Consider the following 11,184-nt stretch of genomic DNA (forward strand, 5'->3'; position numbering starts at 1 on the left):
CCTAGCGGGATAAGGCGTTCTGTGCCGCATCGGCAGGACGCTTGGGCCAGATCGTGTAGCTGAGCGCCCAGATGAAGTCGATGGCGAAGATGACCCCGATGACGCCGAAGTACCCCGAGAGCGCCGACGTGCGTTCCGCATCGTTCACGACGAGGATGATCGCCCCGAGGATCGCAGCGGCGATGAAGACCGCGAGGCCGGTGAGGAGAACGTCTCGCCAGCACTTGATCGTGTAGCGAGTTCCCGTGAGTCGCTCCGGCACAGGACCGCCAGCGAACCGATGAGCGAAGCGAACATCAGCCCACGCGACCATGCGCTTGCCATACGCGACCGAGATGCCGATATAGATCGCGGCCAGACCGTGTTGCCAGGAAGCAGTCCCCCCACCGAGCAGATCGACGGCGACCAACGCAAGCAGCACGACATCGATCACCGGGGCAAGGACCAAGAGCCCAGCACCGAGACGGGGACGCCGCAGGAGATACCTCGCCGCGAGTCCACCGAGAATCGCCACCCAGAACGCGACCTCGCACACTACGATCGCAGCCAGAATCATGCCCGCTCCTCACACCCAGAATCTTGTTAGCACAAGTGTACTCAAAAATTATCCCACTCGATCGCTCTCCTCCCCACCATGTTCTTCCGAGTGGACTCAAGCTCGCGGACTCCACGATCGCTGGGTACAAGAAGATCATCCGCAACCACCTCCGCCCGCAGTTCGGGCATTACCCGCTCGACAAGCTCACCCCTGCCCGGATCGCTCGCCACTACCGCGACCTAGAACAGCACGGGAGGAAGGACGAGCAGGACAAGGGCGGGCCGCTGTGCTGGGTCATCGCCAACACCGGGATACGACGCAGCGAAGCCCTTGCCCTCAGATGGAGTGACCTGAACCCCACGATGGGGCGAACCGGGGCGCTTGCCCCATATCTTGCCCCATGACAAAGAAGTAGCCCCTCACCCGGATCATAAAATCCCTGGTGAGGGGCTACTTTCGTTCTGTGCGCGAGGGGGGACTTGAACCCCCACGTCGTAAGACACTGGAACCTAAATCCAGCGCGTCTGCCAATTTCGCCACTCGCGCGCTTGTTCTAGTGTACGCGATTTTTTTAGCTGTCCAGACCAATTTGCTTACGAAGACGCTCAACGTGACCAGTAGCACGTACGTTGTACAGCGCGTGAGCGATTGTGAGGTCTTCGTTGAGCACGAAAGTTGAGCGGATTATTCCTTGATAGGTGCGACCGTAGTTCTTCTTTTCGCCGAAGGCACCGTACGCCGTAGCGACAGCGTTGTCCTCGTCAGAAAGGACATCAAAGTTCAACGCTTGTTTGTTTGTGAAGCGTGCAAGTTTTGCTGGAGCATCGGGGGAGATACCAAGAACTGTGTATCCAGCACTTTTTAGTGAGTTCAATGAATCACGGAAATCGCAGGCTTGTTTTGTGCATCCTGGGGTTTCTGCTGCGGGGTAAAAGTACACAATGACTTTGTGGCCTTTAAGGTCGCTGAGAGCGATTTTGTCACCGGACTGGTTTTCGAGTGTGAAGTCTGGTGCAAGGGTTCCAACGTCAAGGCGCAGAGACAAAATACGGGTCCTTTTCATGTGGGCGTGCGCGGGCACGTGCGGCGGGTTTAGGGTTCAGTTCAGTCTATCGGTAGCGTTGGATGTGTGAATGTGAAAAAAGACAACACTGATAAGCCGAACACTGTTGAAAGTCGTTGGCAGTCAGCCCCGGATTTGCCGGTGAAAATGTTGCACGACAGGATTTTGGTGAAACCTGAAGTGGATAGTTCGGAACGCCAGTCGTCGGCAGGCTTGGTTATTCCAGCTACTGCCGTGGGTCCAAAACGGCTAGGTTGGGCGACTGTCGCTGCGATTGGTGGGTCTGTGCGCTTGGTGGAAGTGAACGATCGGGTTTTGTTTGATCCGGAGGATCGTTCGGAGGTTGAGATCTCTGGAACGGACTATGTGCTGCTTCGAGAGAAGGACGTGCACGGGGTATTCCAGCAGGAAGGCAAAGAATCAGGAACAGGTCTATACCTGTAATCGTGTAAGCATCCGCATGATCATGCTGTTGTGTGTGCCACACGTGGGTGAAATCTCACGCTAAACAGATGGGAACATCTATCCCTTTCACCCCTATTCACTTGGGGTTATGTTTGAGGTGAAAAACGAATCACCCGTATATTCGCCCCGGCTTCTCAGGTTCTTTCCAAGAAAAACCGGCACTGTAGGAAATACGTTTAGATGCGTACCCACTTTGATTCCCGCCAGGTTTTTCGTGGACGCATTCTCAATGGCAGTGAGGATTGGGAGGTGTGACATGAGTGCAGATCTATCGCACACACATCATGGGTTCACGCCGCGGTGGACATACATGGCAGCAAAAAATGAGGAGGAATCAGAGATGGCTGTAGCGCAGCTTGAAGATTACAGAGTCTATGAAGAGACCTCTGCGAGCGAACTGTTCGACTTTGAACTCACTGATGAGTTACTTGCCGAAGTTGGCAACCTTGACGCGCTAGGCGATTTGATTCGCGCAGGGGAGATCCCGAACGCTCTTCTTGCAGACCTCACCCAGTTCACTGGTGGAAGCGACTACACGCCTTCAGAATCCGAATAGCCGACCCTGAGGCTTATCTCACCGATTAGGAATAACGCCACGATTAGAGTAGTGTTTTCTCCGTTGCGCCATTAGCTCAATAGGCAGAGCAACTGACTCTTAATCAGTGGGTTCGGGGTTCGAGTCCCTGATGGCGCACAAATAAGGCCGAGAATTTATTCTCGGCCTTTTTCATGCCCTCACGCTTGTAAAAGACACATCATGTTGCGAACGTGACGTGTTTTACACTCGAAAACCTAGGGTTCGAATTGGAGATTAGCCTGCACATTGCTAGAGTTTTTCTTGCGCGCCATTAGCTCAATAGGCAGAGCAACTGACTCTTAATCAGTGGGTTCGGGGTTCGAGTCCCTGATGGCGCACAAAATGGAATCTTCGGGTTTCATTACCGCGCCATTAGCTCAATAGGCAGAGCAACTGACTCTTAATCAGTGGGTTCGGGGTTCGAGTCCCTGATGGCGCACAAAACGAGGCATCTTACACAGGTAAGGTGCCTTTCTTGTTTCCTAAGCAGCAGTGGCGACTACCCGCAAACAGTGACAATGTGGAATCACAGGGATGCTAGCCCGCCTGGAGGAAACATGTCACGTAAAAAAGCGCGTTACGACTCATACGACAGCCCCTTCTATGAGCCCCTTGACGGTAGAGACAGTCAGCCAGTTGAAGAAGGCGACCAAGACTATCCAGAAACCCTCGACCGGGAAGATCCTCTGCGCATCAATCTCAACGAATACAGTGACGTGATGCGTGACTCGGACGACGATGTTGAAGAGGACAGCGAACTAGAAGAGCTAGAAGACGACCTCACAGCCTTCGAAATAGCGGACACCAATGAAGACATTGCTTTGCTTGATGTTGCGCAACTCAACGAAGACTATGAGGACGTTCTAGACGCTGAAGGGATACCCCGCGAGCCCGACAATGAAGAATAAGCCGGTATGTAGGGGAGGAGCTGTTACTGCAAATCCCCGGCAGTGTTTTCTAGGTGTGACCGTAGGAACCACTGGAACAGTTCGAGTTGGGCTGTTTGACCAATCAGGATGTCTTCAGTGACTGGATCAAGTTCACCAACTATTGCGATTGCTTCACGCTGCGAAGTAATGATTCCGCTGTACACGTTGTTCAATGCGGCTAAGTGTTGTGCGGTTGTTGCACGGCCAAGAGGATAGTCGTGCCAAGAGCGTGCTTCGACAAGTGCGCCAGGGAGCCCGTTAGGGGAGACCCCCAGCGTTGCCATACGTTCAGCGAGTTCGTCGATAAACCCGCGCACTAAAGTGATTTGAGGGTCAAGCATTTCGTGGACGCCAATGAAATCGCGGCCAACAACATTCCAGTGTGCGTGCTTGAGGGTTAACTGCAAATCGTTGAACGCGTGAATGCGCATTTGTAGGGTTTCAGCTACCCGATGCCCATCCTTCAATTCCAGGCCGGGAACGGTGAAACTTGCGTGGTCGTGGCTTGCCATCATGTTCTCCTTTACGCCGAACGAATCTTGCCTCACCCCGTGGTGGGCTACCCCTTCACGCTATCGACGTGCACGCTGAACTGCACCTTTTTACGCAGCCAGCGAATACACGCCGAATAGTGTTACGGATATATCACTCAAAGCGTGATGGGTCTCCCGAACCGTATCTGGCTATTTCAGGGGCGCCATTTGAGTAGTCAACAACAGTTGTTGGTTCAGCGTTGACGTCGCCTGCTTCAATGACAGCGTCGAGTACGTGGTCGAGTTCGTCTTTGATGCGCCATCCTTCGTGTAGTGGTTCGTCAACATCTGGAAGGATTAACGACGACGACAGTAGCGGTTCGCCAAGTTCACGGACAATGGCGTTCACGACGGTGTGGTCGGGGATGCGCACACCGACTGTTTTCTTTTTTGGGTGGGCGAGCCTGCGGGGGACTTCTTTGGTTGCCGGAAGAATGAACGTGTATTTTCCGGGCGTGGAGGCTTTGATTGCACGGAACGCAGAGTTGTCGAGGACAACGAGTTGGCCGAGTTGCGCAAAATCAGAACACACCAGCGTGAAATGGTGTTTATCGTCTAAGTGACGAATCGCGCGGATCCTGTCAGCACCTGTTGTGTTTCCTAACCGCGTACCAAGGGCATAACCGGAGTCGGTGGGGTAGGCGATAACTGCGTCTTGTCGCAGGGCATCAACAACTTGTGCGATGAGTCGAGGTTGTGGGTTTGTTGGGTGGATGTCAAAGAACTTTGCCATAAATGGACTCTAACGGTATTGGCGCAGATACGAAACAGGAACAGATCCCACAAGGAACACCCAATTAGGGATTATTCTTAGAGAGTGTCAAATCCACGTGTAGCACTTGTAACCTGTGAACAATATCCAGAACTCGACCACGACGATGTTGTGCTCGTTGATGCCCTCAAAGAAGAAGGTGTTACCGCGAACATCGAAGTGTGGTCTGATTCTACTGTTGATTGGGAGTCGTATGATCTTGTCGTCATCCGGTCAACGTGGGATTACGCTTCTCGTCGCGACGACTTTGTGAACTGGGCAAAGTCTGTTCCTAACCTTGCAAACAACGCCAACATTGTTGAGTGGAACACCGACAAGTATTACCTCAAAGACCTTATTGAAAAGGGTGTCCCAGTGGTGCGCACTGTGTGGCTTGACGCTGAGCGGCACTTCTCGTCGCAGGCTATCCACACGCGCCTACCAGCTTTTGGTGATTACGTTATTAAACCAACGATTTCTGCTGGATCGCAGGACACTGCCCGCTATCAAGAGGCAACAGCGAAAGCACGCACGAAAGCAATCAACCAGGTTCGTGACATGCTTGCTTCGGGTCGTAACGTTATGATTCAGCCGTACTTGTCCAAGATTGATGAGACGGGGGAAACATCCGTCATTTTCATCAATGGTGAATACTCGCACTCGGTGCGTAAAAACGCGATGCTGTCTCGCGGTGACGCGCCAGCATCACAGTATGTGCAGGAGTCGCTGCAAAGCGGAGACGCCGACGAGTCCTTCATCGCTGTTGGTAAGCAAGTCATTGCTGCCGCCCACGAACTCCTTAACGACGAGTCCGCATTCTTGTATGCCCGTGTTGACTTGCTTCCTGGTGAAGAAGGAGAGCCGGAGCTCCTCGAACTTGAATTAACTGAGCCGACATTGTTCTTGCGGGAAAACCCAGAAGGAACAACCACGTTGGCGAAAGCAATCGCTGCGCGAGTTCGCAACTAACTTATGTGTGGGGAACAGCCAAGGCTGTTCCCCACACATATATACGCCTAAAAAAATAGTTAGATCATTCTTGGCTGAGGATGTCAGCCATCGCCGAGAGGCCAAATTGTTGCGCAATCGCAAGCGCACTATGCGCACCCGCATGAGGGTCAGCCCCTGCAGATAACAGTTGCCGCAGCACACCCTCATCATTGCGGAATACCGCACACGACAAAGCCGTCTGCCCCATATTGTTGATGTGATCTGTTGGCGCGCCACGAGACAATAGCAACGAAACCGCTTCAGCTTGTTGCGCGTACGTGGCAACGATCAGTAGTGAGTCGTTGCGTGCATTGGTCAGGTCGACAGGCACGCCAGCATCTAACATTTCAGCGAGTTCTTGTGTGTGGCCTGCACGCGCGAAATCAAAGACACCTTCGATGAACTTCGCGCGTTCTTCTGCTGGCAAAGACAATAAAAACGATTCACTCATGTACAACACATTACCTGCCCTATCGTGAGCACGATTCGGAAGTAGCGGGTGGGTTCGACTACAATCAAGGGGCCTCCGTAGCTCAGTTGGATAGAGCAAGAGCCTTCTAATCTCTAGGTCGCAGGTTCGAATCCTGTCGGGGGCGCTTTCAGACGTACTAGAACCTGAGACATCGAGAGTTGTGACGTCCGTGACGATAACGTCCGCTCTGCCTCGAGTTGCAAGAGGCATGGTAGCTCAAAGCGAGTCGAGGCGGGAGGACTCGGACGGCCACTTGAGGTCCGGAACGAGAGCCGCTGAGGAGTCACCTCGAGAGGCTGCGCGCGTCTTCTGAAAGACATGTGGGATTGCTCAAGGAGAAATTCAGGCTCGCGGAACCTGCAGCATCATCAAGCTGCACTGCTCCGGCCGATGGCTCGCAAAAAAGCAGTGTTCGGAGGGCTATGTATAGCCTTGAAAGGACTCCTTTCGGCTTCCTTCGTAGCCGGGCAGAATCAGGCACTCGCGAGTGGTTTCAATCGCCCAGAATCGCAATCATGCGTTGGACATATGTGCGCTCGTGCCTGTGTCTGCCGAGCGATACGCATGTGGACATGGGGCGAGGCGATCGCGATATCAATCGTTGTGGGCGGGTATTCGCTGCCAGCCGGGTGTAACGGCCAGAAGGTCCTGCCCAGGGGTCCATGCTCGGACCTGGGAACGAACGAGCGCTCCTGGATAGGAGACGCTCCAACCCATTTCCTGGTAGACGTCCTTTCCCGTGTTCTCCACCCAGATCAGCGACTTCCGCTCGGCGACGAGCCAATCTCTTAGGAAATCGGCATCGATCAGGAGCTCATTCTGGCCGACGTTCACAGAGTGACGCAGAACGGCGATAAGTCGGTCGCTCGCGTCGGTCCACCCGTTGCGGCCGTTCCAGTGGAGAGTTCCTGGTGCGGGACCGAAGAACTCAGGCGCAGGGGCATCGAAAGAAATTGTTACGAGATTGCCTGGCGCATATTCATTCTCGCCAAGGAGCCCCCACACCGCTGGTTGTGTGGGAATGCTGAGTGGGGTCATCCCTTCGTAGGCTACGGTACTGAGCGTCTCACCGTGGTGGTGCCCAAACGGGTATTCGCCAATGTACCCGTGATGACTCGTGGGAGGTTGGGACATATAGAGGTCGTTAATCAAGTCCCGTCCTTTGAGTTCGTCAAGCGCAACGGGGAGATCGTCGGTGCTAACCACATGGGTGTAGAGGTTGGTCCAGACACTGTGGGTACGTTTCATGCTGTCGTTTGCACGGTCCCAGCTGTATGAGCCCGACATGACAATAAAGGGGCGCCCGTCTCGTTCGGCGGAGGTGACATCGATAGTGGGTAGGTCGGAGTCATCTGCCACCCATTGAGCGTCGGTCTTCCCAGACTTCACATCCCAGTCGTAGGTCGGCACCCAGAGGCGAGGCGCATCGTTCGAGGGTTCGAACTCGGTCACTGTGGGATCGACCTGCCGGACCATGAATGACTCGGGTCCAGGTATAGGCGGCGGTGGGGCATCCCAGGATCTCCTAGTTTTGGGTGCGTGGTCAGAGAGGTGCCCAATAAGACGGTTCAGAGCAATCCACTGGTACTTTTTACCTATCCGTTCGATCCACTTCGGCTTCCCACGTCCGGGCCCGTACTTTCTCAGCACGTAGCCGTCGAAGTTTGAATGCAGCTGAGGTCGATATCCGAGCCGGATGACCTCGGTGACCACCCATCGTGCACCAGCGGCGACGTCTACACCTGGCCGATCACGCAACTCTGGTGTGAGCCGGTAGGTAAAGAAGTCGTCACGTGTCGTGGAGTACACAAGCTTCGGGTAGTCACGATTGTCATAGGGGGCGATGTCCTCTTCCGTGGGCCAGGTCAGTGGCCAGGCGCTGTTGTAAGGAGGGCGGAAGTTATCCGGCTGCACCTCTGCTGGGAGCGCTTCGCGATCATGTGCCGCTTCGAGAATGCAGCGGGCGGCGTCGCGAACCGCTGCGTTTGGTGTTAGGTTTACGGCGGGTGCAAAAAAGGCGGCCCAGACAACATCGGCGGCAGCGCGCCAGTCTTCATCACTACCGTTTGCCAGTAGTGCCGAGTAAGTGACCTGAAGCGCGCGTTCGACGATCCACTCATCGTCGACGATGCAGAATCGTTCGAGAAGGGCAGCGGCTTGGTGGGGATGACGGGCAAGCAGGCGGGCTGCGGCGATCGTGGCTGGCTCGCGAACACGACGATCAGTGGCACTTGTTGTCCATAGCAACGCTGTAACCCACAAGCGTGTTGTCTCCGCACCGACTTGGTCGATCGGTCTTTCACTTCCCCAGCGGATTAAGCGGTCAATCGCTCCGCTGGTGCCGTGACTGATGTGCAGCCACCCGGAGAGAAATTGATCTCGGGTCGCCATGGTGAGTCCGCTGAGGAATTCGTGGAGGAAGTCGACGTTGAGTGGGTGGCCGGGGCGGGCTGCGAGCCTGAACAGCATCGTAAGGGCTGTGTCGAGGGTGTCACGATGATGCAAAGCGTTGGTGATGCTGCTGCCAGTGTCGGAGGTGATGGTAGAGACAGATCGCCATGCTGTTCCGGCGATGATGGCAGCGTCGCGGGTGGCTGTGTCAGGGATCTCGGCGGTGAAGGAGGTTAGCTCGAGCCCAAAGCGTTCGGCGACGATGACCGAGGTTGCTTCGAGGAGTCCGACGTCGATGGTTGCGTCGAGTCCGATGAGCTCCCCAAGGCTGCCAGACAGTTGAGCACGGACGCCATTCGTGTCATTCACGTGAGCGAGGGCATCAGAGACGATCAGGTGGTGGCCGATGCGTTCGAAGGTGATGGTGATGATGTCGGTGCCGTATGGGTTGCTGTCCGGGATGACGTCTTCTTCAACAAGACCCTGTGCGATGAGTCCATCGAGCAGCGACTTCTCCGCGCTCTTGTCGGACCAGATCGGGTTCAGCACTTCGCGCGCAGCGGTGCGAATGAGTGGGGCTCCACCCTGGTCTGCGATAGCGCCAGCTAAAGCGTGCATCGCGTGGTGAACGATCTGGTCGGACACCGATGCGTCGATACGATTACTAACCGTCTCATTCGCATGATCGAGGACCATTTTGGTGAGTTCACCCAGCCCCATGTTGGCCTGGTCGAGCGAGAGGCGTCCATCAGATTGCAGTGCTTCGCAGACTAACCGGAGGTAGAGCGGATTATCGAACTCGCCGTGGATCGGGGGCGCCGTCGGAGGTTCGAGACCGTAGAACGCGGCATACTCGCTGACCGCCTCGAACTCGACACCCTCGAACCCCGTGTGCTCGAACCGAGGAATAGACGCGCCCGGTGGGAGAACCTGATTGACGTAGTGGGTGCGTGCGGTCAGCAGCAGCCGAATGTGCGGGTATCTGGTGACGATGGAGATAAGGCGATCGAGGTTGTCCCGCCACACCGACCGTGGGCGGGTGTCGTTGAGCGCGTCGATGACAAGGAGGGTGGGTGCTCCTGCGGCGAGCGCACTTTGGTCCAGCAGCGCGATGGTCTCCTCGCTGGTCAGGTCGGCAGGCATCTGGAGAACGTCGCGAAGGTGGATGAGGGGGTCGTGGTCGTTGAACCAGCGACCGTGCATCACGATGCTGGGCAGGCCTCTCTGAAGGCGGCGGGCGGCGGCATCGAGAGCGAGGTAGGTCTTGCCTATGCCTGCGGGTCCGGTCATCAGCGCAACTTGAGAGCTGGCGAGCGTCCCGAGGGGACTGATGAGGAGCTCGGTTGCAGTTTCGAGTTTGCCGTTCAAGTCACGGAGAGCATCGACGGCTTCCGCTGGGAAACGGACCATGTATTCGCTCTGGTACTGCCTCCAACCCGCGGTATCCCAGTTCTCGTGTGTGGCGTCCATCCGCTCGACCTCGACGGACTCCTGCTCCCTGACCACAGCGATGGCGGCGGTTAGCGTCTCGTCGAGACATCCGAACTCAACGTCAGTCCGGATGCGCGCCCAGGTCTTAAGAGCGTCTATGACGGTCGTGGCGGCATTGCGCGCGGCGCCCAGGTCGGCGGCCGTTGCATCGTTCCCGGCGTGCTGCAGGCGTTGTGCCGCTTCCGTGAGCTCGTCGACTTGGCCGATGACGGCTTGCCACCACTCATCGTCAGAGCAGAGCGCAGCGATGCTTCGAGCGGCGGGAACGTTCACGTTCAACTCTGGCGTGTACCGAGGTCTGGCCGCGTCGGTCGCGTCCTGCAGTCGGTCGATCCACCACTGTGGGGAGAGAACGTCGGCGTCGAACCAGTACCGCCGCTGCGCGCCAGAGGTGTCCAAGTGGGTTAGGCGTGTGGCAGTGTTCGTTGCCCACTCGAACTCGAAGGTGACGCTCATGCCGCGCTCGGCCGCCATAGTCTGCCAACCCTCGAGCCAGCCACCGGGATCGTTTATCTTATCCAGTAGCGATTTCCCCCTGCCGCCCGTGTGGCCGGTCGGGTCGGCGGGGATGGCGATGATGTACTTGGTGAGATCCGGGTGGTTAGTGAGGGCTGCTCTGACGGATGTGTCGAGCTGCGATTTGTCGACGTCGGCGTGGCTGGTCCAATACTTCGCTTGCCAGCCGTGCTCAGTGCCGTCGGGAAGGGTCCAGTAGCACTCGACGCCTCCATCGCCCCCGGCTCCGTGGAGGGACACGAATTTCGCGTCGGCGTGCGGGGGCTCTTGCGCGGCCAGCTCGCAGATGAGTTGCTCGTAGCCGTCGCGCTGGCCTCCAGCGCCCAGCGAACGCACACGTGTGAAGTCGATATCCGGAATGTTCATTCGGCCCTCTCATTGTGTTGGATGAGCTGCTAAGTTCGCTTTTCAGCGGGTCTATTGTTGGTTATCGGGTCCATGCACGGATCTGTTTGGTCCGGGTCATCA

Annotated in this window: 11 protein-coding genes and 5 tRNA genes; 9 read left to right on the forward strand and 7 right to left on the reverse strand. The window is 56.2% G+C overall.

What is annotated here, in order from left to right; all coding sequences use genetic code 11:
• Position 1: 1 nt before the first annotated feature.
• On the reverse strand, positions 2-556 hold the full coding sequence (locus tag ACR9EC_RS01220) for a hypothetical protein (RefSeq protein WP_435299710.1): 555 nt from the start codon (positions 554-556) through the stop codon (positions 2-4).
• Between the two features lie 35 nt (positions 557-591).
• Between ACR9EC_RS01220 and ACR9EC_RS01225 the strand changes: the two genes are divergently transcribed.
• Positions 592-942 carry a hypothetical protein gene (locus tag ACR9EC_RS01225; protein ID WP_435299711.1) on the forward strand — a complete coding sequence of 117 codons (351 nt, stop codon included), beginning with the start codon at positions 592-594 and terminating at the stop codon, positions 940-942.
• A gap of 60 nt (positions 943-1,002) precedes the next feature.
• On the opposite strand, the gene ACR9EC_RS01230 is transcribed toward ACR9EC_RS01225, so the two are convergent.
• Both ACR9EC_RS01230 and bcp read right to left on the reverse strand, forming a co-directional pair.
• A tRNA-Leu gene (locus ACR9EC_RS01230) sits at positions 1,003-1,084 on the reverse strand.
• A gap of 25 nt (positions 1,085-1,109) precedes the next feature.
• On the reverse strand, positions 1,110-1,583 hold the full coding sequence (gene bcp / locus ACR9EC_RS01235) for a thioredoxin-dependent thiol peroxidase (protein ID WP_435299712.1): 474 nt from the start codon (positions 1,581-1,583) through the stop codon (positions 1,110-1,112).
• 84 nt (positions 1,584-1,667) lie between these two features.
• Between bcp and ACR9EC_RS01240 the strand changes: the two genes are divergently transcribed.
• The 6 genes from ACR9EC_RS01240 (at position 1,668) to ACR9EC_RS01265 (ending at position 3,551) form a co-directional block, all read left to right on the forward strand.
• Entirely contained in the window at positions 1,668-2,045 is a 378-nt protein-coding gene (locus tag ACR9EC_RS01240) for a GroES family chaperonin (protein ID WP_435299713.1), read from the forward strand.
• Between the two features lie 277 nt (positions 2,046-2,322).
• Positions 2,323-2,622 carry a hypothetical protein gene (locus tag ACR9EC_RS01245; RefSeq protein ID WP_435299714.1) on the forward strand — a complete coding sequence of 100 codons (300 nt, stop codon included), beginning with the start codon at positions 2,323-2,325 and terminating at the stop codon, positions 2,620-2,622.
• A 65-nt stretch (positions 2,623-2,687) separates the two neighbouring features.
• Positions 2,688-2,760, forward strand: a tRNA-Lys gene (locus ACR9EC_RS01250).
• A 148-nt stretch (positions 2,761-2,908) separates the two neighbouring features.
• Positions 2,909-2,981: transfer RNA gene (locus ACR9EC_RS01255), tRNA-Lys, on the forward strand.
• A gap of 28 nt (positions 2,982-3,009) precedes the next feature.
• Positions 3,010-3,082: transfer RNA gene (locus ACR9EC_RS01260), tRNA-Lys, on the forward strand.
• Between the two features lie 118 nt (positions 3,083-3,200).
• Positions 3,201-3,551 carry a hypothetical protein gene (locus tag ACR9EC_RS01265; protein WP_435299715.1) on the forward strand — a complete coding sequence of 117 codons (351 nt, stop codon included), beginning with the start codon at positions 3,201-3,203 and terminating at the stop codon, positions 3,549-3,551.
• 23 nt (positions 3,552-3,574) lie between these two features.
• Here the strand turns inward: ACR9EC_RS01265 and ACR9EC_RS01270 are convergent, their stop codons facing one another.
• Positions 3,575-4,084, reverse strand: coding sequence for a Dps family protein (locus ACR9EC_RS01270; protein WP_435299716.1), 510 nt, complete (start codon positions 4,082-4,084; stop codon positions 3,575-3,577).
• 133 nt (positions 4,085-4,217) lie between these two features.
• Positions 4,218-4,838: an L-threonylcarbamoyladenylate synthase gene (locus tag ACR9EC_RS01275; RefSeq protein ID WP_435299717.1), complete on the reverse strand. Its 621-nt coding sequence runs from the start codon at positions 4,836-4,838 to the stop codon at positions 4,218-4,220.
• An 84-nt stretch (positions 4,839-4,922) separates the two neighbouring features.
• Between ACR9EC_RS01275 and ACR9EC_RS01280 the strand changes: the two genes are divergently transcribed.
• Entirely contained in the window at positions 4,923-5,825 is a 903-nt protein-coding gene (locus ACR9EC_RS01280; protein WP_435299718.1) for an ATP-grasp domain-containing protein, read from the forward strand.
• A gap of 64 nt (positions 5,826-5,889) precedes the next feature.
• Here the strand turns inward: ACR9EC_RS01280 and ACR9EC_RS01285 are convergent, their stop codons facing one another.
• Positions 5,890-6,297 carry an ankyrin repeat domain-containing protein gene (locus ACR9EC_RS01285; RefSeq protein ID WP_435299719.1) on the reverse strand — a complete coding sequence of 136 codons (408 nt, stop codon included), beginning with the start codon at positions 6,295-6,297 and terminating at the stop codon, positions 5,890-5,892.
• 71 nt (positions 6,298-6,368) lie between these two features.
• Here ACR9EC_RS01285 and ACR9EC_RS01290 point away from each other — a divergent pair.
• Positions 6,369-6,442 (forward strand) — tRNA-Arg (locus ACR9EC_RS01290).
• Positions 6,443-6,912: 470 nt separating this feature from the next.
• Here the strand turns inward: ACR9EC_RS01290 and ACR9EC_RS01295 are convergent.
• Entirely contained in the window at positions 6,913-11,082 is a 4,170-nt protein-coding gene (locus ACR9EC_RS01295) for a hypothetical protein (protein ID WP_435299720.1), read from the reverse strand.
• Between the last annotated feature and the right edge of the window lie 102 nt (positions 11,083-11,184).

Source organism: Timonella sp. A28, from assembly GCF_051200815.1.
GTDB lineage: Bacteria > Actinomycetota > Actinomycetes > Actinomycetales > Cellulomonadaceae > Timonella.